Raw genomic sequence first — 24,796 nt, 5'->3', positions numbered from 1 at the left:
CGGCCCCGGCGCCCGCCGGGCCGGGCGGCGCCGCCGTTCCGCAGCCCCCCGCGACGCCCCTCCCCGTCGGTCCCCCGCGCCCGCCGGGCCCGGGGTCCAGCCGCCCCACCGTTGCATAAAAGTGCATGCATACGTATAGTCATGCTCTTGAGAGGGAGGCTGTTCGATGGCTCTACGTGTGGCAGTGGCCGGCGCCAGTGGGTACGCCGGGGGAGAGGTGCTGCGAGTGCTGCTCGGGCACCCCGAGGTCGAGATCGGGGCCGTCACCGGCAACAGCAACGCCGGGCAGCGGCTCGGAGCGCTGCAGCCGCACCTGCTGCCGCTCGCAGGCCGGGTGCTGGAGGAGACCGGCCCGGAGACGCTCGCGGGACACGACGTCGTCTTCCTCGCGCTGCCGCACGGACAGTCCGCGGCCGTCGCCCGGCAACTGGGGGACGAGACGCTCGTCGTGGACATGGGGGCGGACTTCCGCCTCCGTGACGCGGCCGACTGGGAACGGTTCTACGGCTCGGAGCACGCCGGGACCTGGCCCTACGGCCTGCCGGAACTGCCGGGCGCCCGCGCCGCGCTGGAGGGGTCCAAGCGCATCGCGGTGCCCGGTTGCTACCCCACGGCCGTGTCGCTGGCGCTGTTCCCGGCGTACGCGGCCCAGCTCGCCGAGGCGGAGGTGGTGATCACGGCGGCCTCCGGCACGTCCGGAGCCGGCAAGTCGGCGAAGCCGCACCTGCTCGGCAGCGAGGTCATGGGCTCGATGTCGCCCTACGGCGTGGGGGGCGGGCACCGGCACACCCCCGAGATCACCCAGAACCTCGACGCCGTCGCGGGCGAGCACGTCACGGTGTCCTTCACCCCCACCCTCGCCCCGATGCCGCGCGGCATCCTCGCCACCTGCTCCGCCAAGGCCCGCCCCGGCACCACGGCCGAGAGCGTGCGCGCGGCCTACGAGAAGGCCTACGCGGACGAGCCGTTCGTCCACCTGCTGCCCGAGGGCCAGTGGCCCGCCACGGCGTCCGTCCACGGCTCCAACGCCGTACAGGTCCAGGTCACCCACGATCCGTACGCGAACCGGATCATCGCGATCAGCGCCATCGACAACCTCGCCAAGGGCACCGCGGGCGGTGCCGTGCAGAGCATGAACATCGCCCTCGGGCTCCCCGAGGACACCGGACTCTCCACGATCGGAGTCGCGCCTTGAGCGTCACCGCACCGAAGGGATTCGCCGCGACGGGCATCGCCGCGGGAATCAAGCAGAACGGCAACCCCGACCTGGCCCTCGTCCTCAACCGCGGCCCCCGCAGGGCCGCCGCGGGCGTCTTCACCTCCAACCGCGTCAAGGCGGCGCCCGTCCTGTGGAGCGAGCAGGTCGTCAGGGGCGGCGAGATCGCCGCCGTCGTCCTCAACTCCGGCGGCGCGAACGCCTGCACCGGACCCCAGGGCTTCCAGGACACGCACGCCACCGCCGAACGGGTCGCCGAGGTCCTCACCGGCCTCGCGGCGGACGCGGAGGGCGAGGTCGGCGCCGGAGCGGTCGCCGTCGCGTCCACCGGCCTCATCGGTGAACTCCTGCCCATGGACAAACTGCTGCCGGGCGTCGACCGGGCCGCCGCCGAACTGTCCGAGCACGGCGGCGAGAAGGCCGCCCTCGCCATCATGACCACCGACACCGTGCACAAGACGGCGATCGCGAGCGGCCCCGGCGGTGCCTGGACCGTCGGCGGCATGGCCAAGGGCGCGGGCATGCTCGCCCCGGGCCTCGCCACCATGCTCGTCGTCCTGACCACCGACGCCGACGTGGCGGCCCCCGACCTGGACCGGGCGCTGCGCGCGGCGACCCGTACGACCTTCGACCGGGTGGACTCCGACGGCTGCATGTCGACCAACGACACCGTGCTGCTGCTCGCCTCGGGCGCCTCCGGCACCGTCCCCGAGTACGACGCCTTCGCGGAGGCCGTGCGGGAGGTGTGCGCCGACCTGGCCCGCCGCCTCGTCGGCGACGCCGAGGGCGCGTCCAAGGACATCCGCATCGAGGTCGTCGGCGCCGCCACCGAGGACGACGCCGTCGAGGTGGGCCGCTCCGTCGCCCGCAACAACCTCCTCAAGTGCGCCATCCACGGTGAGGACCCCAACTGGGGCCGCGTCCTGTCCGCGATCGGCACCACCGGCGCGGCCTTCGAGCCGGACCGGCTCAACGTCGCCATCAACGACGTGTGGGTGTGCAAGAACGGCTCCGTCGGCGAGGACCGCGACCTGGTCGACATGCGCTACCGCGAGGTCCGCATCACCGCGGACCTGGCCGCCGGGGACGCGTCCGCCGTCATCTGGACCAACGACCTCACGGCCGACTACGTCCACGAGAACAGCGCGTACAGCTCATGAGCGCACGCAAGCACACCGCCCTGCCGAAGGCGCGGACCCTCGTCGAGGCGCTGCCCTGGCTGGTGCGGCACAACAACAAGGTCGTCGTCGTCAAGTTCGGCGGCAACGCGATGGTGGACGAGGACCTGAAGGCCGCGTTCGCGCAGGACGTCGTCTTCCTGCGGCAGGCCGGGCTCAAGCCCGTCGTCGTGCACGGCGGCGGCCCCCAGATCAGCGCGCAGCTCGACCGCCACGGCCTGGTCAGCGAGTTCCGGGCGGGCCTGCGCGTCACGACGCCCGAGGCCATGGACGTGGTGCGGATGGTGCTCGCGGGCCAGGTCCAGCGCGAGCTGGTCGGGCTGCTCAACGCCCACGGCACCCACGCCGTCGGACTCACCGGCGAGGACGCGCACACCATCACCGCGACCAGGCACCGGCCGCGCGTCGAGGGCGAGCTGGTCGACATCGGCCGCGTCGGCGAGATCACCGCCATCGACACCGGCCTGATCACCACCCTCCTGGACGACGACCGCATCCCGGTCGTCTCCTCCATCGCCCGCAGCGCCGACGACCACCACGTCTACAACGTCAACGCGGACACGGCCGCAGCCGCGCTCGCCGTCGCCCTCGGCGCCGAGATGCTGGTCGTCCTCACCGACGTCGAGGGACTCTACGAGGACTGGCCCAACAGCGACGACGTCATCAGCCGCCTGACCGCCACGGAGCTGGAGAAGCTGCTTCCGGAGCTGTCGAGCGGGATGGTGCCCAAGATGCAGGGCTGCCTGTACGCGGTGCGCGGAGGCGTCTCCACGGCGCGCGTCATCGACGGACGGGTCCCGCATTCGATCCTGCTGGAGATCTTCACCGACGAGGGCATCGGCACGATGGTCGTGCCGGACGGCCCCGGCGCCCCGGAGGCACCGCACGCCCCGGGACCGGACGCACCGCACAGCACAGGAGGGGACGCGCAGTGAGTGACACCGTCCGGCAGGACGCCGCCACCGGCAACGAGGAGCTCTCCCGCCGCTGGGAGGCCGTCATGGCCGACAACTACGGCACCCCGCCCCTCTCGCTCGTGCGCGGAGCGGGTGCCACGGTGTGGGACGCCGACGGCAGGGCGTACACGGACTTCGTCGGCGGCATCGCGGTCAACGCGCTCGGCCACGGGCACCCCGCCGTCGTCGAGGCGGTGTCCCGGCAGATCGCCTCGCTCGGGCACGTCTCCAACCTGTACGTCGCCGAGCCGCCGGTCGCCCTCGCCGAGCGCCTCGTCCAGCTCGCCGGCCGCCCCGGCCGCGTGTACTTCTGCAACTCCGGTGCCGAGGCCAACGAAGCCGCCTTCAAGATGGGCCGGCTGACGGGCCGTACGCACATGGTCGCCACCACCGGCGGCTTCCACGGCCGCACCATGGGCGCCCTCGCGCTGACCGGTCAGGAGGGCAAGCGGGCCCCGTTCGCGCCGCTGCCCGGCGAGGTCACGCACGTCCCCTTCGGCGACGCCGGGGCGCTGCGCGCCGCCGTCACCGAGGAGACCGCCTTCGTCATCATCGAACCCATCCAGGGCGAACTGGGCGTCGTCGTACCGCCGAAGGGCTACCTGGAGGCCGCCCGGGAGATCACCCGGGCCACCGGCACGCTGCTCGTGCTCGACGAGGTGCAGACGGGTGTCGGCCGCACCGGCCACTGGTTCCACCACCAGGCCTTCCAGGGTGTCGAGCCCGACATCGTGACGCTCGCGAAGGGCCTCGGCGGCGGCCTGCCGCTCGGCGCGGCCCTCGCCTTCGGGCCGGCCGCCGACCTGCTGAAGCCGGGTCAGCACGGCACGACGTTCGGCGGCAACCCGGTGGCGTGCGCCGCCGGGCTCGCGGTGCTCGACACCCTCGCGGCGGACGGCGCGCTCGACGGGGTCAAGCGGCTCGGCGAGAAACTCCGCGACGGGATCGAGGGGCTCGGCCACCCGCTGGTCTCCCACGTCCGCGGTGCGGGCCTGCTCCTCGGTATCGTGCTCACCGAGCAGCTCGCACCCCTCGTGCAGCGGGCGGCTCAGGACGCCGGTTTCCTGGTGAACGCGCCCGCCCCCGATGTCGTGCGGCTCATGCCGCCGCTGGTCGTGGGGGACGGCGAGGCCGACGGATTCCTGCGGGCGCTGCCGGGCGCCCTGGACGCCGCCGTCGCGGCGGCACGGGACGCGGCGGCGGACAAGAGCGAAGGTACCGGGACCGAGCCGAACTGAGCCGAACTGAGATGAGACGACGACGATGAGCGAGCCGCAGCAGCAGGGCGGTCCTTCCCTGCCCCAGACGAGAATGGCCCGGCACCGCCGGATCGTGGACATCCTGGGCAGGCAGCCGGTCCGCTCGCAGAGCCAGCTGGCGCGGCTGCTCGCGGAGGACGGGCTGACCGTCACGCAGGCCACGCTCTCGCGCGACCTCGACGAACTCGGCGCGGTGAAGATCCGCAACGCCGGCGGGGAACTCATCTACGCGGTGCCGAGCGAGGGCGGGTTCCGCACCCCGCACGCGCCGCTGGGGGAGTCGGTGAAGGAGGAGCGCATGCGCCGCCTCGCCGGCGAACTCCTCATCTCCGCGGAGGCGTCCGCGAACCTCGTGGTGCTGCGGACGCCCCCGGGCGCGGCCCAGTTCCTGGCGTCCGCCATCGACCAGGCGGAACTCGGCGACGTCCTCGGGACGATCGCGGGCGACGACACGCTCATGCTGATCAGCCGCGACCCGACGGGCGGCCAGGCCCTCGCCGACCACCTCCTCAAGCTCGCCGAGTCGGGCCGCGAACGCGAGGCGCGCGAGCGCTGACCCCTCCTCCGGCGCGGCGGGCCGCGAGCCGGCCCACCGCGCTCCGGAACGGGAGAAGGGCGGGGGCGCGTGCCTCGACGGCACCGCGCTCCCCGCCCCGGGCGGGCCCGCCGGTCAGGTCAGCAGGTCCACCACGTCCTGTGCGCCCGCGTCCCGCGCGAAAGCGATCAGCTCGGCCCGCGTCGGGGCCGTCGCCGTATCCGGTGGGGAGTTCCGCGTCCGGGCGGGTGCCGGTGGTGTAGCCGGTGGCGGGTCTTGCCGGGCGGTACGCGCCGGGGGGCGGGCTCTTCGCCCCGTCGGCGGCGCCCTCCGCACCCGGTCCGCCGGATTGCCGTGCCCCGCCCGGGCCCCGGTCGCCGTACGTATCCATCCCGCCCCGATCCGCCTCGCCACGCCGAGCCAGTCCTCCACAGGGTTGACACCCTACGGGCCACCGACCGACCATTGAAGTCCAGGAACCGAACGATCGGTCGGTAGGGAGTCGGGATGACCGCGTTGGCGGGTGGGGCAGCGGGCGGGACGGCCTCGGCGGGCGCGGGTGCGCCCGGGACGGCCGGGGCCGCCGGGCAGGCGCCGGACGCGCGCACGGCGGCGTTCGACGCGGCCGTGGCCGCCGAGGAGCGCATCGAGCCGCGCGACTGGATGCCGGACGCCTACCGGGCGACGCTGGTCCGGCAGATGGCGCAGCACGCGCACTCGGAGATCATCGGCATGCAGCCGGAGGCGAACTGGATCACCCGCGCCCCCTCGCTGCGCCGCAAGGCGATCCTGATGGCCAAGGTCCAGGACGAGGCCGGGCACGGCCTGTACCTCTACAGCGCCGCCGAGACCCTCGGCACCGGCCGCGACGAGCTGCTGGACAAGCTGCACGCGGGCCGCCAGAAGTATTCGTCGATCTTCAACTACCCCACGCTGACCTGGGCGGACGTGGGCGCCATCGGCTGGCTCGTGGACGGCGCCGCGATCACCAACCAGGTGCCCCTGTGCCGGTGCTCCTACGGCCCCTACGCCCGCGCCATGGTCCGCATCTGCAAGGAGGAGTCCTTCCACCAGCGCCAGGGCTTCGAGCTGCTGATGGCGCTGAGCAAGGGCACCCCCGAGCAGCACGCGATGGCGCAGGACGCGGTCGACCGCTGGTGGTGGCCGTCGCTGATGATGTTCGGCCCCCCGGACGACGAGTCCGCCCATTCGGCGCAGTCCATGGCCTGGAAGATCAAGCGCTTCTCCAACGACGAGCTGCGCCGGCGCTTCGTGGACATCTGCGTACCGCAGGCCGAGGCGCTCGGCCTCACGCTGCCCGACCCCGACCTCCGGTGGAACCCGGACAAGGGGGAGAACGGCGGCCACGAGCACGGCCCGATCGACTGGGCCGAGTTCCAGGCCGTCCTCAAGGGCAACGGCCCGTGCAACGAGCAGCGGATCGCGCAGCGCAGGGCGGCCCACGAGGAGGGCGCCTGGGTCCGGGACGCGGCGGCGGCCTACGCGGCGAAGCACGCCGCGGGCGAGCACGGAAAGGCGGAGGCGGCATGAGCGAGCGGACCGACTGGCCCCTGTGGGAGGTGTTCGTGCGCGCCAGGCGCGGCCTGTCCCACACGCACGCGGGCAGCCTCCACGCGCCCGACGCCGAGTTCGCCCTGCGCAACGCGCGCGACCTCTACACCCGCCGCGGCGAGGGCGTGTCGATCTGGGTGGTGCCGTCCGCGGCGGTGACGGCGTCCTCGCCCGACGAGAAGGACCCGTTCTTCGCGCCGGCCGCCGACAAGCCGTACCGGCACCCGACGTTCTACGAGATCCCGGACGGGGTGAAGCACCTGTGAGCGCCGCCCTGGCCCTCGGCGACGACGCGCTGGTGCTTTCCCACCGGCTCGGCCAGTGGGCGGGCCACGCGCCCGTGCTGGAGGAGGAGGTCGCCCTCGCCAACATCGCGCTGGACCTGCTCGGGCAGGCCCGCGTCCTGCTGTCCCTGGCGGGCGACGAGGACGAACTGGCCTTCCTGCGCGAGGAGCGCGCGTTCCGCAACGTCCAGCTCGTCGAGCAGCCCAACGGCGACTTCGCCCACACGATCGCGCGCCAGCTGTACTTCTCCGCCTACCAGCTCCCCCTGTACCGCGAACTCGCCGCGGGCGACGGGCCCTTCGCGCCGCTCGCCGCGAAGGCGGCGCAGGAAGTCGACTACCACCTCGACCACGCCCGCCAGTGGACGCTGCGCCTCGGCGACGGCACGCAGGAGAGCCACGCGCGCATGCAGCGGGCCTGCGACGCGCTGTGGCGCTACACCGGGGAGCTGTTCCGCCCGGTCGAGGGCCTCGGCGTGGACCCCTCGGCGCTGGAGCAGGGCTGGCTGCGGTCCGTGGGCGAGGTGCTGGAGCGCGCCACGCTGACCTTGCCCGACGGCCCCCGGTCCGGCGGCTGGGCCGCCGGCGCGGGCCGCGAGGGCCTGCACACCGAGTCGTTCGGGCGGATGCTCGCCGAGATGCAGCACCTGCACCGCAGCCACCCGGGGGCGTCGTGGTGACGCGGGAGGCCGCGCGGACGGCGCCGGAGACGGCGCTGGAGCGGGAGCTGCGCCGCGTCGCCGGGGCGGTCCCCGACCCCGAACTGCCGGTCGTGTCGCTGGCCGAGCTGGGCGTCCTGCGGGGCGTGCGGGTGACGTACGCGCCCGACGGCCACCGCGCCGTCCGCGTCGAGCTGACGCCGACGTACACGGGCTGCCCGGCGATCGGGGCCATGTCCGACGACGTGCGCAGGGCGCTGCGCGAGCAGGGCCAGAGCGACGTCGAGGTGGTCACCGTGCTGGCGCCGCCGTGGTCGACGGACGACATCAGCGAGGACGGCCGGCGCAAGCTCGCCGAGGCCGGCATCGCCCCGCCCGGGCCGCGCGGCGGCGGCGCCGTACCGCTGTCCCTCGCGATCCGGTGCCCGCACTGCGGCTCGACCGCGACGGAGCTGCTCAGCCGGTTCTCCTCCACCGCGTGCAAGGCGCTGCGCCGCTGCACGTCCTGCGGGGAGCCGTTCGACCACTTCAAGGAGTTGTAGATGTTCCATCCGCTCCGGGTCGCCGAGGTCGAACGCCTCACGGACGACGCGGTCGCCCTCACGTTCGAGGTGCCGCCTGCGCTGCGCGGGGCCTTCCTGCACACCCCCGGCCAGCACGTCGCGCTCCGCCGCCCGGGCGCCGACGGCGGCGAGGTCAGGCGCACGTACTCGATCTGCGCGCCCGCGGGCGACGAGCCGGTGCTGCGCGTGGGCGTGCGGCTCGTGGAGGGCGGCGCGTTCTCCACGTACGCCTTCAAGGAACTCGCCGTCGGCGACACCGTCGACGTGATGGAGCCGACGGGCCGCTTCGTCCTGAGCCCCCGGCCCGGGTACTTCGCGGCCGTCGTCGGCGGCAGCGGGATCACGCCCGTGCTGTCGATCGCCTCGACGCTGCTGGCCCGCGAGCCGGAGGCGCGCTTCTGCCTGGTCCGCAGCGACCGCACGGTGGCCTCGACGATGTTCCTCGACGAGGTCGCCGACCTCAAGGACCGCTACCCCGGGCGGTTCCAGCTGGTGCCCGTGGTCTCGCGGGAGGAGCAGCAGGCGGGGCTCCCGTCGGGCCGGCTGGACCGGCAGCGGCTGACCGCGCTGCTCCCGTCGGTGCTGCCGGTGGCGGACGTCGACGGCTGGTTCCTGTGCGGCCCGCTCGGCCTGGTCGCCGCGGCCGACCGGGCGCTGCGGGGACTCGGCGTGGACCGCTCCCGCATCCACCAGGAGATCTTCCACATCGACGAGGCCGCCACGGGCGTGCCGGCCCTCGCGCCGTCCACCGCGCCGGCTGCGGGCTCCACGCTGACGGCGACGCTCGCGGGGCGCTCGGGCACCTGGCCGGTCGAGCACGGCGAGCCGCTGCTGGAGACGGTGCTGCGGGCCCGCGCCGACGCCCCCTACGCGTGCCGGGGCGGCGTCTGCGGCACGTGCCGGGCGTTCCTGGTCTCGGGCGAGGTCACGATGGACCGCAACTTCGCGCTGGAGCCCGAGGAGACGGAGGCGGGGTACGTGCTGGCGTGCCAGTCGCACGCGGCGACGTCCGAGGTCGAGCTGGACTTCGACCGCTGAGCCGCCCGGACCCCACCGCCCGGTCACGTGTCCCGTACGGGGCGCGTGCGCTCCCGCCGGCCGGGCCGGGGCCGCGCACCGACCCGTGGGCCGGGCCGGAGGACGACGCAGCGGATCCGTCCAGTCCCCGGCCGGGGGACTTCCGGCAGCCGGCTCAGAGGACGACGGCCTCGCTGCCGCCGTCCGCGACCATGGGCCGGCCCGCGCCGTCCCAGGCCATCATGCCGCCGTCGACGTTGACCGCGTCCACGCCCTGCTGGACGAGGTACTGCGTGACCTGGGCGGACCTGCCGCCCGCCTTGCACACGACGTAGGCGGTGCGGCCGTCGGCGGCCTCGGACACCTCGCCGAAGCGGGCGACGAAGTCGCTCATCGGCACGTGCAGCGCGCCCTCGGCGTGGCCCGCTTCCCACTCGTCGTCCTCCCGGACGTCGACGAGGAAGGCGTCCGCGGGCAGCGCGGTGACGTCCACGGAGGGCAGTGCGGCGAAGCTCATGAGGGTGCTCTCTTTCCCGGTCAGGGCCGCGCCTCTTCCGGTTGTGGCCGCTTCCTCGAACCTACTGCACGAGCCGGCCGAGCTCGGCCTCGCGCTCGCCGACCTGGGTGAGCAGCTGCTCGGCGATCTCGTCGAGCAGCCGGTCCGGGTCGTCGGGCGCCATCTTCAGCATCGCGCCGATGGCGGACTCCTCCAGGTCCTTGGCGAGGAGCGTCAGCAGCTCCTTGCGCTGGGAGAGCCATTCGAGGCGGGAGTACAGCTGCTCGCTCTCGGTGAGGGGCTCCTGCGCCGGGGCCGGCCCCGCCTCCCACTCGGCGGCCAGTTCGCGCAGCAGGGCCTCGTCCCCGCGTCCGTAGGCGCCGTTGACCCGTGCGATGAACTCCTCGCGGCGGGCCCGCTCGTCGTCCTCCTGGGCGAGGTCGGGGTGCGCCTTGCGGGCCAGCTCCCGGTAGAGCTTGCGGGCCTCGTCGCTCGGCCGGATGCGCCGCGGCGGGCGGACGGGCTGCTCGGTGAGCATCGCGGCGGCCTCGGGGGAGAGCCCGTCGGAGTCGAGCCAGTCGTGGAACAGCTCCTCGACCCCCGGCATCGGCTGGACCATGCCGCGCGCCTCCCGGGCCTTGCGCAGGTCCTCGGGGTCGTTGCTGATCCGGGCCTTCGCCTCCGCGATCAGGGCGTCGAGTTCGTCGAGACGCGCGTACATGGGGCCGAGCTTCTGGTGGTGGAGCCGCGAGAAGTTCTCCACCTCGATCCGGAACGTCTCGAGGGCGATCTCGAACTCGATGAGGGCCTGCTCGGCCGCCCGTACGGCCTGTTCGAGCCGCGAGCTCTGGAATTCACGTGGTACGTCCTGCGTCACCCGGCCAGCGTAGTGGTCGGGCCCGGCCCCCGGCCCCCGCCGAGCGCGCCGGAACCCGCCACCACGGCCGTGACCTGCCCGAAGGCCGCGAATACCCGCGGCGGGCCGGGCGCCCGCCGGCCGGCGCGTCCGGGCACGGCCGCCCGCCCGGGGCGTACCCGGCCCCCGCGGGCGCCGGGCGCCCTACACGCCCTGTTCGGCGGCGACGCGGCCGGAGCGGATCGCCGCCGCCAGCTCCGCGTGGTCGGCCTCCGTGCGGTCCGCGTACGCCACCGCGAAGCCCGCGACGGCCTCGTCCAGCTCCTCGTTCCTGCCGCAGTACCCGGCGACCACCCGGGGGTCCGCGCTGTGCGCGTGCGCGCGGGCGAGGAGCGCGCCCGTCATGCGCGCGTAGTCGTCCATCTCCCCGGGCGGCAGCGCCGCGGGGTCCACGCTGCCCTTGCGGTTCCTGAACTGCCGCACCTGGTACGGAAGCCGACCGACCGTCGTCCAGCCGAGCAGGATGTCGCTGACGACCTGCATGCGCTTTTGCCCCAGGACCACCCGGCGCCCCTCGTGCCCCGCCGCGGGGACCGCGAAGCCGGCCGCGGGCAGGTGCGGCACCAGCGCGGACGGCCGTGCCTCCTTCACCTGGAGCACCAGCGCCTCGCCGCGGTGGTCGAGCAGCAGGACGACGTACGAGCGCGTGCCCACGCTGCCGGTGCCGACGATCCGGAACGCCACGTCGTGGATCGCGTACCGGGCGAGCAGCGGCAGCCGGTCCTCGGGCAGCGTGCCGAGATACGGGCCGAGGGCGGCGGCGACGGCCGCGGCCTCCGCGTCGCCCACCCGGCGCAGGACCGGCGGCGCGTCCACGAACCGGCGGCCCCCGGCGCCCCCGCCGCCGTCTCCGTCTCCGTCTCCGTCTCCGTCTCCGGGGCCGCCGTGCTCCTCGGTGGCCTTGGCGGCGAAGCGGGCGCTCGTGTTGGCGTGCGCCTTCTTCGAGACCCGCCGCAACGTGCCGATCAGGTCCTTCGCGTCGGCGTGCGAGACGAGCCGCTCGTCCGCGATGGCGTTCCAGGCGTCGAGCGCGGGCAGCTTGGCCAGCAGGCGCATCGTGCGCCGGTACGCGCCCACCGCGTCCCGGGCGGCGTCCCGGCAGCCGTCCTCGGACACGCCCGCCTCGCGGCCGGCGAGCACCAGGGACGCGGCGAGCCGCTTCACGTCCCACTCCCAGGGCCCGCGCACGGTCTCGTCGAAGTCGTTGAGGTCGATCACGAGGTGGCCGCGGGCGTCGCCGTAGAGGCCGAAGTTGGCGGCGTGCGCGTCGCCGCAGATCTGGGCGCCGACGCCGGTGACCGGTGTCCCGGTCAGGTCGTGCGCCATGAGGCCGGCGGAGCCGCGCAGGAAGGCGAACGGGCTCACCGCCATGCGGCCGACGCGTATCGGCGCGAGTTCCGCCACGCGCCCGCGGCCGGACTCCTCGACCGCGGTGACCGCGTCGGGGCGGCCGGCCGCGAAGACGACCGAGTCGTGCGAGGAGCGCGGCACCCGTTCCCTGAGGGACTTTCCGTAGGCCTTGGGCCCGGTGCCCGTGCCGTGCGTCCCGCCGTGCCCGTGCGGCGCGAACCCGGGCACCGGCGGGATCCGGTCACCGCCCGCGCGCGCCCCGCCGGCTCCGCCCGCCGACCCCGTCGACTGCGTCCATATGTCGGTCACGCCGAACCGCCCCCCGTACGCCCACGCGCACCCTCAAGATCCGTCGCAGGCACGGTACCGCCGTGCGCGGCAACCGGCACGGGGGCGCCCCGGCGAGGCTCGCGCGCGCGACGGCCGCCGGGTCGGGGCGGGGATCAGCAGCGGCCCTCCGGGGCGTCCATGTGTGATTCCGCCCACCACCTCAGCTCCTTGAGGGCGGGCTCCATCGCCGCGCCGGCCTCAGTGAGCCGGTAGGCCACCCGCAGCGGGGGACCCTCGTCGACCTCGCGTACGACGAGTCCCGCGGCGCCCAGTTCGGTGAGCCGGTCCGACAGCATGCGCTCGCTGATGCCCGGGATCGCCCGCCTGAGCTCGGCGAAGTGCACGGGGCGCGCCATCAGCACGGAGATGATCGGCCCGCTCCACCGCTTTCCGAGCAGCTCGAAGACCCGGGTGATCCCGATGTCCACCTTCGTGCACGCATCTTCGGAGTGCTGCGCCATACGTCACAGGGTACTGGCCCCCCTAGCGTTCTCGTAGGGGATGAAAAAAAGTAAGTGGCTGTGTTATCCATAGGAGCGAAGGGAACCGAAGGCTCTCTTCCGTCCACACCCCGTGTCCCAGACCTTGGAGCGCCCCATGGCCACCCTCCTGCACATCGACTCCTCCCTCTTCCCCGAGGGCTCGGCGTCGCGCGCGGTCACCGCGAAGTTCGTCGAGTCCTGGAAGGAGCAGCACCCGACCGGAACGGTCGTCTACCGCGACCTCGCCGCCCAGCCGCTCCCCCACCTCGACGCCGCCGCCGCGGCCGCGGGCTCCGGCCACGCCCTGCGCGCCGAGCTCGCCGCGGAGCTGGAGGCCGCCGACGCGATCCTCATCGGCGCCCCGATGTACAACTTCTCGATCCCGTCCACCCTGAAGGCCTGGTTCGACCACGCCATCATCGCGGGCGAGAACGCCACCCCGGACTCCGCGATCGGCAAGAAGCCCTTCACGATCGTGGCCAGCCGCGGCGGCTCGTACGCCGCGGGCACCCCGCGCGAGGACTTCGAGTTCGTCCAGAACTACCTGCGCAAGCTGCTCGAGGGCATGTTCGGCGCGACCGACATCGAGTTCATCGTGCCGGAGCTCACGCTGGCCCCCATGAAGGAGGAGATGGCCGCGCTGCGCCCGCTCTCCGAGCAGTCGCGCGTGCAGGCCCACGAGAAGGCCGCGGCCAAGGCGAAGGAGCTGGCCGCCCGCCTCGCCGCCTGATCCGGCGCCACGGCCACTCCCGCCCAGCCGCCCGCGCGGGCGCCGCACCCCGACAACCGGCATGCGGTCGTGCCACCGCACGCGCGCCGGCCGCCGGCCCCGGCCGGTGACCGGCGACGGCTGGACCCCCGCGGCGGGGCGCCCCCAACAGGGCGCCCCGCCGCGGCTTTCTATGATGTATGACACATAACCGGACGAATGGCCGGACCGCCGGGGACCTGCCCTCCCCGAACACCCGGGGCCCGTCCCCGGACTCGGCGCCAGCCCCACGCCGCGCCGAGAGGCCGGGGCGCGGGCCCCGTCCGCGAGGCGGCACCGGGAGGGGCGCGGAACGCACGGAGCGGGCGGACGGCCCGCAAGAACGCCCCGGGGCGCAGGACACGAAACCCGGACCCGGAAGACGCAGAACCGGAAGACGCAGAAAAGGACCCCTGCTCAGCAGGGGTCCTTCATCTGTTGTGCGCGAGGGGGGAGTTGAACCCCCACGCCCTTTCGGGCACTGGAACCTGAATCCAGCGCGTCTGCCTATTCCGCCACCCGCGCATTTGGGTGTGTCACCGTGGTCTTCGCTGCTGCGTCCCCCTGGCGACATCTGAAGATTAGCACGCTGAACAGGGTGGGTTCACATCCGTTTCCGGGCGGGACGGGCGGGGAAGAAGCGCGCCGCCCGGCGCCCCGCCTGCCGCGTCGGGGACGACAGCGGCGGGACAGGGAACGTACAGGCTCGGGACCCGCTCCTCCTGGGAGGGGCTCGGGTGCGGGACACTGTCGGAGTGCCGCCTCTACGATCCGTGTGAGAGGCGACACCCATCGACCGGGCAGACAAGGGGAACCAGCCGATTTCCCGACGCGTGGATACGATCAGTAAGCAGTACGAGAAGCAGACCGGGCGGTACGCCCCGCGCCACGGCGAGCTCCGGCACGGACGACCGCCGGCCGGCGGCGTGCACGGCGGCGCGGGCCGCAGGGAACGCCCGCACAGGGCGGCCCGGCAGCGCGGCCGGTACGAGAACGAGTACGAGCAGCAGTACCCCGTCCAGGACGACGACCACGGCAACGACTACGGAGGAGGTGCCTCATGGGAGTCCTGAAGAAGTTCGAGCAGCGCCTCGAAGGTTTGGTCAACGGCACCTTCGCGAAGGTGTTCAAGTCCGAGGTCCAGCCCGTCGAGATCGCCGGCGCCCTGCAGCGCGAGTGCGACAACAACGCGACGATCTGGAACCGCGAGCGGACCGTCGTGCCCAACGACTTCATCGTCGAGCTGAGCACGCCGGACCACGAGCGCCTGAGCCCCTACTCGGGGCAGCTCGGCGACGAACTGGCCGGTCTGGTCAGGGACTACGCGAAGCAGCAGCGCTACACCTTCATGGGCCCCATCAAGGTCCACCTGGAGCGCGCCGACGACCTCGACACCGGCCTCTACCGGGTGCGCAGCCGCACCCTCGCGTCGAGTACGTCACAGCAGGGCGCCCCGGGCCAGGCCGCGCCGGGGTACCCGCAGCAGCCGCCGCAGCAGGCACCCGGCCGGGGACAGGAGGGCTACGGCTACCCGCCGCGCGCCGTCCCGCCCATGCCCGACACCCCGCCGCCCGGCCGGCGCGGCGGCTACGAGGCACCCGCGTCCGCGCCCGTCCCGAGTGCGATGCCCCACACCCGCACCCGGCACTGGATCGAGATCAACGGCACCCGCCACCAGATCTCCCGCTCGACCCTCGTCCTGGGCCGCAGCACCGACGCCGACGTGCGCATCGACGACCCGGGCGTCTCCCGCAGGCACTGCGAGATCCGGACCGGAACCCCCCCGACGATCCAGGACCTCGGGTCCACGAACGGCATCGTGGTGGACGGACAGCACACCACCCGCGCTACGCTCCGCGACGGCTCGCGGATCGTCGTGGGCAGTACCACCATCGTTTACCGGCAAGCCGAAGGGTGAAGCGGGGGCAATGTCAGAGCTGACCCTGACGGTCATGCGGCTGGGTTTCCTGGCCGTTCTGTGGCTGTTCGTCATCGTGGCCGTCCAGGTCATCCGCAGCGACCTGTTCGGTACGCGCGTCACGCAGCGCGGCTCCCGCCGCGGGGGCGCAGGTGACACGCGCGCCCAGCAGACGCGGCAGAACGCGGCCCCGCCGCACCAGCGGCAGCAGCAACAGCAGGGCAACCGGCAGCGCCGCGGCGCCCCCACGAAGCTCGTGGTCTCCGAGGGGACCCTCACGGGCACGACGGTGGCGCTGCAGGGGCAGACCATCACCCTCGGCCGGGCGCACGATTCGACGATCGTGCTGGACGACGACTACGCGTCCAGCAGGCATGCCAGGATCTACCCGGACCGCGACGGCCAGTGGATCGTCGAGGACCTCGGGTCCACCAACGGCACGTATCTCGACCGGACCCGGCTGACGACGCCGACACCGATCCCGCCGGGTGCTCCGATCCGCATCGGGAAGACCGTCATCGAGCTGCGGAAGTAGTCACGACAATGATCGAGCGGAGCGAGCGAGCCGCCACGGTCCGAGCGGACCGGCACGTGCTCCCGACCGGAGGGTGGGCAGTGTGGCTCCAGACCGGCTGGCCCCGGATTCATCGGGCGGCCCGACCGGAGGCGTGCGCATGACACTCACGCTGCGCTTCGCCGCCGGATCGCACAAGGGCATGATCCGCGAGGGCAACGAGGACTCCGGCTACGCCGGCCCCCGGCTGCTGGCCATCGCGGACGGCATGGGCGGCCAGGCCGCGGGCGAGGTCGCCTCCTCGGAGGTCATCTCGACGCTCGTGCAGCTCGACGACGACGTGCCGGGCTCCGACGTCCTCACGTCGCTCGGGGCGGCCGTCGAGCGCGCCAACGAGCAGCTGCGCGTCATGGTCGAGGAGGACCCGCAGCTCGAAGGCATGGGCACGACGCTCACCGCGCTGCTGTGGACGGGCCGCAGGCTCGGCCTCGTGCACGTCGGCGACTCCCGCGCGTACCTCCTGCGCGACGGCGTCCTGACGCAGATCACGCAGGACCACACCTGGGTGCAGCGCCTCGTCGACGAGGGCCGGATCACCGAGGAGGAGGCGACGACGCACCCGCAGCGCTCGCTGCTGATGCGCGCCCTCGGCAGCGGCGACCGCGTCGAGCCCGACCTGTCCATCCGCGAAGTGCGGGCGGGCGACCGGTACTTGATCTGCTCGGACGGCCTCTCCGCCGTCGTCTCGCACCAGACGATCGAGGAGGCGCTGGCCGACTACCAGGGCCCCCAGGAGACCGTCCAGCGGCTGATCGAGCTGGCCCTGCGCGGCGGCGGCCCGGACAACATCACCTGCATCGTGGCCGACGTCCTGGACCAGGACATGGGCGACACCCTGGCGGGCCGGCTCAGCGACACCCCCGTCGTGGTGGGCGCCGTCGCGGAGAACCAGCAGCTCGGCTCGGACCCGAACGTCATGCAGACCCCCGCGGGCCGCGCCGCCGGCCTCGGCCGTCCGGTGCCGCACCAGTCGGGGACGCCGGGCGGCGGCTTCGGCCCGCCCGGCAGCGGCGAGGCCGGGTACGCGGGCATGCCCGACGACGGCGGCTACGGCGCGTACGACGACGGCGGCCACGGGCACGGCGGCAGGGGGCGCAAGCGCCGCACCGGGCTCAAGGCGACCCTGTACACGGCGCTCGTCGTGGCGGTCGTCGCGGGCGGCCTCTACGGCGGCTACCGCTGGACGCAGACGCAGTACTACGTCGGCTCCAACGACCAGCACGTGGCGCTCTACCGCGGCATCAGCCAGGACCTGGCGTGGGTCTCGCTGTCGAAGGTGCAGTCGGACCACCCCGAGATCGAACTCAAGTACCTCCCGGACTACCAGCGCAAGCAGGTCCAGGGCACCATCACCGAAGGCAGCCTCGGCACCGCTCAGGGCAAGATCAAGGAGTTGGGTACCCAGGCCTCCGCATGCAAGAAGAACGAGGAGCGCAAGCAGGCCGCGCGTTCGGAGCAGCAGGCGAGCAAGCCGCCGACGCCCAAGACGTCCGGCAAGCCCACGACCGGCACGTCACCGGGCACGGGCACCGCGGGCACGCAGGGGGCAGCCGGCACCGTCGGTGAGCAGACCGCCGCGCACTCCACCGTCCACCAGTCGAACACTCCGCCGTCTCCGGGCCCCACCCTCTCGGAGGAGGAGCAGAAGCTGGTCTCGAACTGCGAGCAGCAGTAACGGGCCACAGGGGGCCACTTCACCACCATGAGCATCTCCAACACCACCACCATCGGCGCGATCGACGCGCCCAGCAGGCGGAACACCGAGCTTCTCCTGCTCGTGTTCGCCGTCGTCGTCGCCGTGTTCGCGTACCTGAACGTCGGGCTGGCGCTCGACGGCAAGGTCCCGTCGGGGGTGCTCGGGTACGCGCTGGGCCTCGCGGCCCTCGCGGGCGTGGCCCATCTCGTGGTGCGCAAGTTCGCGCGCTACGCGGACCCGCTGCTGCTGCCGCTGGCCACGCTGCTCAACGGCATCGGGCTCGTCTTCATCTGGCGCCTCGACCAGTCGCCCCGGCTGATCAGCCTGGCGAAGGTCGCCTACGGCGCGTTCACGCCGTCGGCGCCCAAGCAGATGCTCTACTCGGCGATCGGCGTGGCGCTGTTCGTCGCGGTGCTGCTCTTCCTGAAGGACCACCGCGTCCTGCAGCGCTACACCTACGTGTCCATGGTGGTGGCGCTGATCCTGCTGATCGCGCCGGTCTTCTTCCCCGCCCAGTTCGGCGCGCGCATCTGGATCCACATCCCGGGCCTCGGCTCGCTGCAGCCCGGGGAGTTCGCGAAGATCATCATCGCGGTCTTCTTCGCCGGCTACCTCATGGTCAAACGCGACGCCCTGGCCCTCGCCAGCCGCCGCTTCCTCGGCCTGTACCTGCCGCGCGGGCGCGACCTCGGCCCGATCCTGGTGATCTGGGCCCTGTCGATCCTGATCCTGGTCTTCGAGACCGACCTCGGCACCTCGCTGCTCTTCTTCGGCCTGTTCATCGTCATGCTGTACGTGGCCACCGAGCGGACCAGCTGGATCGTCTTCGGCCTCCTGATGTCCGCGGTCGGCGCGGTCGGCGTCGCCTCCTTCGAACCGCACGTCAAGGCCCGTGTCACGGCCTGGCTCAACCCGTTCGCCTGCTACAAGACGAACGGCGCCTGCCAGCAGATCGGCGACGCCCTGATGTCCTTCGGCTCGGGCGGCACCCTCGGCACCGGCCTCGGCCAGGGCAACTCGGACCTGATCGGCTTCGCCGCGAACGCCGACTTCATCCTCTCCACCGTCGGCGAGGAACTCGGCCTCGCCGGCACGATGGCGATCCTCCTCGTGTACGGCCTGATCGTGGAGCGCGGCATCCGCACCGCCCTCGCGGCCCGCGACCCGTTCGGCAAGCTCCTCGCGATCGGCCTCAGCAGCGGCTTCGCGATCCAGGTCTTCGTCGTCGCCGGCGGCGTGATGGGTCTCATCCCGCTCACCGGCATGACCCTCCCGTTCATGGCCTACGGTGGATCGTCGGTCCTCGCGAACTGGGCCCTCATCGGCATCCTCATCAGGATCAGCGACACCGCCCGCCGTCCGGCCCCGGCCCCCGCACCCTCAACCGACGCCGAAATGACCCAGGTGGTCCGACCGTGAACAAGCCTCTGCGCCGCATCGCGATCTTCTGCGGCCTCCTCGTCCTCGCCCTGCTCGTCCGCGAGAACTGGCTCGGTTACGTCAAGGCGGACGCCCTCAACACGAACGACCACAACGCGCGGCCGGCGATCGAGCGCTACAGCCACGCGCCGGGCAACATCATCGTGGACGGCAAGCCGGTCACCGGCGCCGTCAAGACCGACGACACGTACTACAAGTACAAGCAGACCTGGAAGGACGGCCCCATGTGGGCGCCGGTCACCGGGTACGGATCGCAGGTCTTCGGCTCGACGGCTCTGGAGAGCATCGACGACGGCGTCCTCAGCGGCACCGACCCGCGCCTCTTCTTCGACCGCACGGTCTCCATGTTCACGGGCAAGAACCAGAAGGGCGGGGACGTCGTCACCACCCTGAACGCCGACGCCCAGAAGGCCGCCTACGACGGGCTCAAGGGCAAGAAGGGCGCGGCCGTCGCGATCGACCCGTCCACCGGCAAGATCCTCGCCCTGGCGTCCACGCCCAGCTACGACCCCTCCACCATCGCGGGCCGCAGCGACGGCGACGCGTGGAAGAAGCTGACGTCCGACAAGGACGAGCCGATGCTGAACCGGGCGCTGCGCCAGACGTACCCGCCGGGCTCCACGTTCAAGCTGGTGACCGCCGCCGCGGGGCTGGAGAACGGCGTGGTCAGCGACCCGGACGCGAAGACCGACTCGCCGCTGCCGTACATCATGCCGGGCACGAACACGCCGCTGAAGAACGAGGGCAACCTGCCCTGCAAGAACGCGACCCTGCGCCTCGCGCTGACGGTCTCCTGCAACAGCGTCTTCGGCCACCTCGGCGTCCAGGTGGGCAAGGACAAGATGCTGGACGAGGCGAAGAAGTTCGGATTCAACTCCGAGCAGTTCATCCCCACCCGGGCGGACGCCTCCGAGTTCCCGACGGACATCAACCAGTCGCAGACCGCCCTGTCCTCCATCGGCCAGTTCGACACCCGCGCCACCCCGCTGCAGATGGCGATGGTCGCCTCCGCGATCGCCAACGACGGCAAGCTCATGAAGCCGTACCTGGTGGACGAGCTGCGCGCGCCCAACCTGGACGTGATCGACAAGACGCAGCCCGAGCAGATGAGCCAGCCGCTCAGCGCGGGCAACGCCCAGAAGCTGCAGTCGATGATGGAGTCCGTGGTCAACGACCCGCAGGGCACCGGCCACTCCGCCAAGATCAGCGGCGCCACCGTGGGCGGCAAGACGGGTACCGCCCAGCACGGCGTCGCCAACTCGGCACTGCCGTACGCGTGGTTCGTCTCGTACGCGAAGGTCGGCAACTCCACGCCGGTCGCGGTGGCCGTCGTCGTCGAGGACGGGGCCGCGACCAGCGACGACATCTCGGGCGGCGGCATCGCGGGCCCCATCGCCCACGACATGATGAAAGCCGTGATCGACAGTGCCAAGTGAGTCCTGCGGGCTCCCGCGCACCGGGCGGTCGGGGCTCCGTGCACGGATACCGGGCGACGGGGAACCCTCCGTACCGGTCGTGTATCAGCTCGCCCGCTCCGGCGGAACGGGTGCACGGCGCCCGGTAGCCTTTGCGCGGACAGCACACCGCCGGACCACACACAGGTGCGGTCGGTACTGACGGAGAGGGCCGGAACAGACATGGATGAGCCGCGTCGCCTCGGCGGCCGGTACGAGCTGGGCTCGGTGCTCGGCCGTGGTGGCATGGCCGAGGTTCACCTCGCGCATGACACCAGGCTCGGCCGGACCGTCGCCGTGAAGACGCTCCGCGCGGATCTCGCGCGCGACCCGTCCTTCCAGGCCCGCTTCCGCCGGGAGGCCCAGTCCGCCGCATCGCTCAACCACCCGGCGATCGTCGCGGTGTACGACACCGGCGAGGACTACGTCGACGGAGTCTCCCTCCCGTACATCGTCATGGAGTACGTCGACGGCTCCACGCTGCGTGAGCTGCTGCACTCGGGCCGCAAGCTGCTGCCCGAGCGCACGCTGGAGATGACCATCGGCATCCTCCAGGCCCTCGAGTACTCGCACCGCAGCGGCATCGTGCACCGCGACATCAAACCGGCGAACGTCATGCTGACGCGCACCGGCCAGGTCAAGGTCATGGACTTCGGCATCGCCCGCGCCATGGGCGACGCCGGCATGACGATGACGCAGACGGCCGCCGTGATCGGCACCGCGCAGTACCTCTCCCCCGAGCAGGCCAAGGGCGAGACGGTCGACGCCCGCTCGGACCTCTACTCCACCGGCTGCCTGCTGTACGAGCTGCTCACGGTGCGCCCGCCCTTCGTGGGCGACTCGCCGGTCGCGGTCGCGTACCAGCACGTGCGCGAGGAGCCGCAGACGCCCAGCGTCTTCGACCCCGAGATCACGCCCGACATGGACGCCATCGTCCTCAAGGCGCTGGTCAAGGACCCCGACTACCGCTACCAGTCCGCCGACGAGATGCGCGCCGACATCGAGGCGTGCCTCGACGGCCAGCCGGTCGCCGCGGCGGCCGCGCTCGGCGCCGTCGGCTACGGCGGCGGCTACGGCCCCCCGGACCAGCCCACGACGGCCTTGCACGCGCAGGACCCGGGCGGGCAGACCTCGATGCTGCCGCCGATGAACCCCGACGACGGGGGCTTCAACAACTACGACGACCGCTCCGGCGGCCGCCGGCGCCAGCAGAAGAAGTCCAACACCGGCACGATCCTGATCGTCATCGCGGCGATCTGCGTGCTCGTCGGCGCGATCCTCATCGGCAAGACGATCTTCACCGGGAACGACGGCGCCCAGCAGACCACCGTTCCCTCGCTGGTCGGCCAGACGCTGGCCCAGGCCAAGCAGCAGGCGGCCAACGCGGACGTGAAGCTCAGCCAGTCCGGCACCGACCACTGCGACCAGCCGAAGGGCTCCATCTGCAGCCAGACGCCCGCCGACGGCCGCATGGACGTGGGCGGCACGATCACCGTGGTCGTCTCGGCGGGCGCGCCCAAGGTCGACGTGCCCGACGAGAAGGGCGAGGACCAGGACGCGGCGACGCAGGAGCTCGAAGGCAAGGGCTTCAAGGTCGACGTGAAGATGGTCGAGTCCCAGGAGGACGAGGGCACGGTCGTCGACCAGAACCCGGCGGGCGGCTCGCAGGCCCAGAAGGGCGCCACGATCACGCTGAAGGTGGCGAAGACGGCGCAGGTCACCGTGCCGCCGGTGATGGGCGCGCAGCTCGCGGACGCCCGCAACCAGCTGGAGAAGGTCGGCTTCGTCGTCGAGGTCCAGCAGGTCGACAACGACGCTCCGGCGAACCAGGTCGTCGGGCAGACCCCGTCGGGCAACGAGAAGGCGGCCGCGGGCAGCCACGTGAAGCTCCAGGTCTCGAAGGGCCCGAAGGCGCCCCAGGTGGGGGTCCCGAACATCGCTCCCGGCACGAAGCTCGCCGACGCGATCAACGCCATCAACGGTGCGGGCCTGAAGCCGGCGGTCGCGAACGGATCCCCCTCCGACCCGAACACCTCGTTCGTGCAGAGCATCGACCCGGGGGCGGGCACGCAGGTGGACCAGGGCAGTACGGTGACCATCACCACGGTCGGCCCGCCGACCGGCGGCGACCAGGGCAACCAGAACGGCGGCCTGCCCGGCGGCTTCTTCGGAGGCAACAACCACTGACGGACGGGCGTCCCGGCTGCACGACCGGGCCGCCCCCGCAAGAACCGGAAAGCCCCCGCGTTCCCTGGGACGCGGGGGCTTCGCCGTACTCACGAACGCTCCGTACTCACGCACGCTCCGTACTCGCGAACGGCTCGTCGACCGCCGTACTCACCGCGTCGGCGGGAGGGACCTCGGCAGGGGGCGCCACGGCTGTGCTCCTGGCACGGCACGCTCCGAGCCCCGGCGCGCAGCCGGCGCGATTCAGCGCAGCTCGGGCGGCGGGGTGCGGTCCTTGTCGACCTTCTGCGTGCGCACCAGCTGCGACCACACGATGTAGCGGTAGTCCGAGGTGTAGACGGGTGTGCAGGTCGTCAGCGTGAGGTAGCGGCCCGCCTTGGTCTTCCCGGACTCCTTCGGGATCTGCTGGATCGTGTTGACGTCGTACTTCGACGTCTGCGGAAGGATCTTGTAGACCTTGTACACGTACCAAGTGTCCCGGGTCTCGACCACGACCGGGTCGCCGACCTTGACCTTGTGGATGTTGTGGAACTTGGCGCCGTGGCCGTCGCGGTGCGCGGCCAGCGTGACGTTGCCCTTCGGGTCCCAGGGGAGCGCCGACTTGATCGGCGAGGTGTAGTAGCCCGCCACGCCCTGGTTGAGGACACCGACCTGGGTGCCCTTCTTGATGAGCACCTCGCCGTTCTTCATCGACGGCACGTGCAGGAAGCCGATGCCGTCCTTCGTGTTGAAGGAGGGGGCCTTGCCGTCCTGGCCGGCGGGCGGGGCCTGAGCCCAGCTCCTGCGCACCCGGTCGGCCTGCTTGTGGGCCTCCTTGTCGGCGGTCACGTTCGTCCACCACAGCGAGTAGACGACGAAGAGGCCGAGCAGCAGCCCCACCGTGATGAGCAGTTCGCCGATGACGCCGAACACCGCGGCGACGGGCCCCCGCTTCGCCCTCGGGGGGCGCGGCCGCGACGTCCGCCCGTCGTGCCCGGTCGTGGATGCCACCCCTGTTCGCCCCGTCCCCGTTGTCGTTCTGATCGTCGTTCTCGTCGTGGTTCTCGTCGTGGTTCTCGTCGTGGTTCTGGCTGTCGTGTCCGTCGTCGTGCGTCGTGCACGTGCGTGCGCGTCGTACCGCCCCCACCCCGCCCGGGGCCCCGGCCGGCGGCCGTCAGTGGTGCTGGAGCGCCGCCGGAATGCCCTGGCTGCGCGGCTGCTCGCTGACCATCCTGCCCCACACGATCAGCCGGTACGTGCTGGTGAACTCCGGCGTGCACGTGGTGAGCGTGATGTAGCGGCCCGGCTTGGTGAACCCGGAGCCCTGCGGGATCGGCGCGATCACGCCGACGTTCGCGGGGGAGGTCTGCGGCAGGGTCTTCGTCATCTCGTACGTGTAGTACTCGTCCTGCGTCTCGACGACGACCTTGTCGCCGGGCACCAGCTGGTTGATGTAGCGGAACGGTTCGCCGTGGGTGTTGCGGTGGCCGGCGAGCGCGAAGTTGCCCGTCTTGTCCTGCGGCATCGCGGTCTTGAGCGTGCCCTCGGAGTAGTGGCCCACCTCGCCGTGGTCGAGGACCTTCTCCTTGCTGACGCCCTGGGCGATCGGCGTGATGACGTCCAGCTTCGGGATGTGGATGATCGCGAAGCCCTGCCCGGGCTCGAACGCCCCCGCGGCCGGGTCCTTCGTGCTCTTCCAGGTGCTCTGGATCTTGCTTGCCTCGTTGTCGGCGAAGTTGTCGGCCCGGACGTTGGTCCACCACAGCTGGTACGTCACGAACAGCAGCATCAGTACACCGAAACTGATGAACAGCTCGCCGACGGCCCGGCTGACGACGACCCCGGGACTGTCCTTGAGGGCGCGCGCGGCCTGCCGTGCCTCGATTCGCGTGAGCGGGCGGCCGGGGGGCCGCTGCGCCGCCGCGGGCGCGGGCTGGGGGCGCTTGCGCCCGCGCGAGCCCGCCTTGGCGGCCTTGCGGCGCGTGCC

Annotated in this window: 24 protein-coding genes and 1 tRNA gene; 18 read left to right on the top strand and 7 right to left on the bottom strand. The window is 72.5% G+C overall.

Going from position 1 to position 24,796, the window contains the following annotated elements; genetic code table 11:
• Positions 1-166 precede the first annotated feature (166 nt).
• From argC to L1885_RS06105, 10 genes are all read left to right on the top strand, one after another.
• On the top strand, positions 167-1,195 hold the full coding sequence (gene argC / locus L1885_RS06150; RefSeq protein ID WP_235795950.1) for an N-acetyl-gamma-glutamyl-phosphate reductase: 1,029 nt from the start codon (positions 167-169) through the stop codon (positions 1,193-1,195).
• Complete coding sequence (gene argJ / locus L1885_RS06145; protein WP_235795949.1) at positions 1,192-2,376, top strand: bifunctional glutamate N-acetyltransferase/amino-acid acetyltransferase ArgJ; 1,185 nt, start codon at positions 1,192-1,194, stop codon at positions 2,374-2,376. The genes argC and argJ overlap by 4 nt, the downstream gene beginning before the upstream one ends.
• Positions 2,373-3,329 (top strand): acetylglutamate kinase, encoded by a 957-nt coding sequence (argB, locus tag L1885_RS06140; protein ID WP_235795948.1) that lies wholly within the window; start codon positions 2,373-2,375, stop codon positions 3,327-3,329. The genes argJ and argB overlap by 4 nt, the downstream gene beginning before the upstream one ends.
• Positions 3,326-4,588 carry an acetylornithine transaminase gene (locus tag L1885_RS06135; protein WP_308117280.1) on the top strand — a complete coding sequence of 421 codons (1,263 nt, stop codon included), beginning with the start codon at positions 3,326-3,328 and terminating at the stop codon, positions 4,586-4,588. Before argB ends, L1885_RS06135 begins: the two co-directional genes overlap by 4 nt.
• Positions 4,589-4,613: 25 nt before the next feature.
• Positions 4,614-5,165 (top strand): arginine repressor, encoded by a 552-nt coding sequence (locus L1885_RS06130; protein ID WP_235795947.1) that lies wholly within the window; start codon positions 4,614-4,616, stop codon positions 5,163-5,165.
• A 486-nt stretch (positions 5,166-5,651) separates the two neighbouring features.
• Positions 5,652-6,695 (top strand): 1,2-phenylacetyl-CoA epoxidase subunit PaaA, encoded by a 1,044-nt coding sequence (gene paaA, locus L1885_RS06125; protein WP_235795946.1) that lies wholly within the window; start codon positions 5,652-5,654, stop codon positions 6,693-6,695.
• Entirely contained in the window at positions 6,692-6,982 is a 291-nt protein-coding gene (gene paaB, locus L1885_RS06120) for a 1,2-phenylacetyl-CoA epoxidase subunit PaaB (RefSeq protein ID WP_235795945.1), read from the top strand. The genes paaA and paaB overlap by 4 nt, the downstream gene beginning before the upstream one ends.
• A complete protein-coding gene (gene paaC / locus L1885_RS06115; protein WP_235795944.1) occupies positions 6,979-7,680 on the top strand; it encodes a 1,2-phenylacetyl-CoA epoxidase subunit PaaC in 702 nt (233 codons plus the stop codon). Before paaB ends, paaC begins: the two co-directional genes overlap by 4 nt.
• A complete protein-coding gene (gene paaD / locus L1885_RS06110; RefSeq protein WP_235795943.1) occupies positions 7,674-8,201 on the top strand; it encodes a 1,2-phenylacetyl-CoA epoxidase subunit PaaD in 528 nt (175 codons plus the stop codon). The genes paaC and paaD overlap by 7 nt, the downstream gene beginning before the upstream one ends.
• The gene (locus tag L1885_RS06105; protein ID WP_235795942.1) at positions 8,202-9,260 is read left to right on the top strand and encodes a 2Fe-2S iron-sulfur cluster-binding protein; all 1,059 of its coding nucleotides are present in this window, start codon (positions 8,202-8,204) and stop codon (positions 9,258-9,260) included.
• A gap of 154 nt (positions 9,261-9,414) precedes the next feature.
• On the opposite strand, the gene L1885_RS06100 is transcribed toward L1885_RS06105, so the two are convergent.
• The 4 genes from L1885_RS06100 to L1885_RS06085 form a co-directional block, all read right to left on the bottom strand.
• Positions 9,415-9,756: a rhodanese-like domain-containing protein gene (locus L1885_RS06100; RefSeq protein WP_235795941.1), complete on the bottom strand. Its 342-nt coding sequence runs from the start codon at positions 9,754-9,756 to the stop codon at positions 9,415-9,417.
• 61 nt (positions 9,757-9,817) lie between these two features.
• Positions 9,818-10,612: a hypothetical protein gene (locus L1885_RS06095; RefSeq protein ID WP_235795940.1), complete on the bottom strand. Its 795-nt coding sequence runs from the start codon at positions 10,610-10,612 to the stop codon at positions 9,818-9,820.
• Positions 10,613-10,795: 183 nt separating this feature from the next.
• Positions 10,796-12,301, bottom strand: coding sequence for a DUF2252 domain-containing protein (locus L1885_RS06090; protein WP_235795951.1), 1,506 nt, complete (start codon positions 12,299-12,301; stop codon positions 10,796-10,798).
• Positions 12,302-12,444: 143 nt separating this feature from the next.
• On the bottom strand, positions 12,445-12,792 hold the full coding sequence (locus L1885_RS06085) for a winged helix-turn-helix transcriptional regulator (RefSeq protein WP_235795939.1): 348 nt from the start codon (positions 12,790-12,792) through the stop codon (positions 12,445-12,447).
• Positions 12,793-12,928: 136 nt separating this feature from the next.
• Here L1885_RS06085 and L1885_RS06080 point away from each other — a divergent pair, with 136 nt between their 5' ends.
• Positions 12,929-13,543 (top strand): FMN-dependent NADH-azoreductase, encoded by a 615-nt coding sequence (locus L1885_RS06080; RefSeq protein ID WP_235795938.1) that lies wholly within the window; start codon positions 12,929-12,931, stop codon positions 13,541-13,543.
• A 459-nt stretch (positions 13,544-14,002) separates the two neighbouring features.
• Here the strand turns inward: L1885_RS06080 and L1885_RS06075 are convergent.
• Positions 14,003-14,086: transfer RNA gene (locus L1885_RS06075), tRNA-Leu, on the bottom strand.
• Positions 14,087-14,394: 308 nt separating this feature from the next.
• On the opposite strand from L1885_RS06075, the gene L1885_RS06070 reads away from it, so the two are divergent.
• The 7 genes from L1885_RS06070 to pknB all read left to right on the top strand — a co-directional run bounded on the left by L1885_RS06070 (position 14,395) and on the right by pknB (position 22,830).
• A complete protein-coding gene (locus L1885_RS06070; RefSeq protein WP_235795937.1) occupies positions 14,395-14,634 on the top strand; it encodes a hypothetical protein in 240 nt (79 codons plus the stop codon).
• Complete coding sequence (locus L1885_RS06065) at positions 14,622-15,479, top strand: FHA domain-containing protein (RefSeq protein ID WP_235795936.1); 858 nt, start codon at positions 14,622-14,624, stop codon at positions 15,477-15,479. Before L1885_RS06070 ends, L1885_RS06065 begins: the two co-directional genes overlap by 13 nt.
• 10 nt (positions 15,480-15,489) lie before the next feature.
• Positions 15,490-16,014, top strand: a complete 525-nt coding sequence (locus L1885_RS06060) for an FHA domain-containing protein FhaB/FipA (protein WP_235795935.1) — start codon at positions 15,490-15,492, stop codon at positions 16,012-16,014.
• 139 nt (positions 16,015-16,153) lie between these two features.
• Complete coding sequence (locus L1885_RS06055; protein ID WP_235795934.1) at positions 16,154-17,728, top strand: Stp1/IreP family PP2C-type Ser/Thr phosphatase; 1,575 nt, start codon at positions 16,154-16,156, stop codon at positions 17,726-17,728.
• A gap of 27 nt (positions 17,729-17,755) precedes the next feature.
• Positions 17,756-19,168 (top strand): FtsW/RodA/SpoVE family cell cycle protein, encoded by a 1,413-nt coding sequence (locus tag L1885_RS06050; RefSeq protein ID WP_235795933.1) that lies wholly within the window; start codon positions 17,756-17,758, stop codon positions 19,166-19,168.
• Positions 19,165-20,625 (top strand): peptidoglycan D,D-transpeptidase FtsI family protein, encoded by a 1,461-nt coding sequence (locus L1885_RS06045; protein WP_235795932.1) that lies wholly within the window; start codon positions 19,165-19,167, stop codon positions 20,623-20,625. The genes L1885_RS06050 and L1885_RS06045 overlap by 4 nt, the downstream gene beginning before the upstream one ends.
• Positions 20,626-20,826: 201 nt before the next feature.
• Positions 20,827-22,830 (top strand): Stk1 family PASTA domain-containing Ser/Thr kinase, encoded by a 2,004-nt coding sequence (gene pknB, locus L1885_RS06040; RefSeq protein ID WP_235795931.1) that lies wholly within the window; start codon positions 20,827-20,829, stop codon positions 22,828-22,830.
• A gap of 243 nt (positions 22,831-23,073) precedes the next feature.
• Here pknB and L1885_RS06035 read toward each other — a convergent pair whose 3' ends face one another.
• Both L1885_RS06035 and L1885_RS06030 read right to left on the bottom strand, forming a co-directional pair.
• Positions 23,074-23,820: a class E sortase gene (locus L1885_RS06035; protein ID WP_235795930.1), complete on the bottom strand. Its 747-nt coding sequence runs from the start codon at positions 23,818-23,820 to the stop codon at positions 23,074-23,076.
• 163 nt (positions 23,821-23,983) lie between these two features.
• Positions 23,984-24,796: class E sortase (locus tag L1885_RS06030; RefSeq protein ID WP_235795929.1), on the bottom strand; the 813-nt coding region annotated here is incomplete at its 5' end.

The sequence above is a fragment of the Streptomyces fuscigenes genome (assembly GCF_021556455.1).
Classification (GTDB): Bacteria; Actinomycetota; Actinomycetes; order Streptomycetales; family Streptomycetaceae; genus Streptomyces; species Streptomyces fuscigenes.
This window is presented reverse-complemented; position numbering and strand designations above follow the sequence as displayed.

Excerpts from the sequence above, each read along its gene's own strand:
- argC (WP_235795950.1), top strand. The coding sequence starts at position 167 with ATGGCTCTACGTGTGGCAGTGGCCGGCGCCAGTGGGTACGCCGGGGGA.
- argB (WP_235795948.1), top strand. The coding sequence starts at position 2,373 with ATGAGCGCACGCAAGCACACCGCCCTGCCGAAGGCGCGGACCCTCGTC.
- L1885_RS06130 (WP_235795947.1), top strand. The coding sequence starts at position 4,614 with ATGAGCGAGCCGCAGCAGCAGGGCGGTCCTTCCCTGCCCCAGACGAGA.
- paaA (WP_235795946.1), top strand. The coding sequence starts at position 5,652 with ATGACCGCGTTGGCGGGTGGGGCAGCGGGCGGGACGGCCTCGGCGGGC.
- paaB (WP_235795945.1), top strand. The coding sequence starts at position 6,692 with ATGAGCGAGCGGACCGACTGGCCCCTGTGGGAGGTGTTCGTGCGCGCC.
- L1885_RS06105 (WP_235795942.1), top strand. The coding sequence starts at position 8,202 with ATGTTCCATCCGCTCCGGGTCGCCGAGGTCGAACGCCTCACGGACGAC.
- L1885_RS06100 (WP_235795941.1), bottom strand. The coding sequence starts at position 9,756 with ATGAGCTTCGCCGCACTGCCCTCCGTGGACGTCACCGCGCTGCCCGCG.
- L1885_RS06085 (WP_235795939.1), bottom strand. The coding sequence starts at position 12,792 with ATGGCGCAGCACTCCGAAGATGCGTGCACGAAGGTGGACATCGGGATC.
- L1885_RS06080 (WP_235795938.1), top strand. The coding sequence starts at position 12,929 with ATGGCCACCCTCCTGCACATCGACTCCTCCCTCTTCCCCGAGGGCTCG.
- L1885_RS06065 (WP_235795936.1), top strand. The coding sequence starts at position 14,622 with ATGGGAGTCCTGAAGAAGTTCGAGCAGCGCCTCGAAGGTTTGGTCAAC.
- L1885_RS06060 (WP_235795935.1), top strand. The coding sequence starts at position 15,490 with ATGTCAGAGCTGACCCTGACGGTCATGCGGCTGGGTTTCCTGGCCGTT.
- L1885_RS06055 (WP_235795934.1), top strand. The coding sequence starts at position 16,154 with ATGACACTCACGCTGCGCTTCGCCGCCGGATCGCACAAGGGCATGATC.
- L1885_RS06050 (WP_235795933.1), top strand. The coding sequence starts at position 17,756 with ATGAGCATCTCCAACACCACCACCATCGGCGCGATCGACGCGCCCAGC.
- pknB (WP_235795931.1), top strand. The coding sequence starts at position 20,827 with ATGGATGAGCCGCGTCGCCTCGGCGGCCGGTACGAGCTGGGCTCGGTG.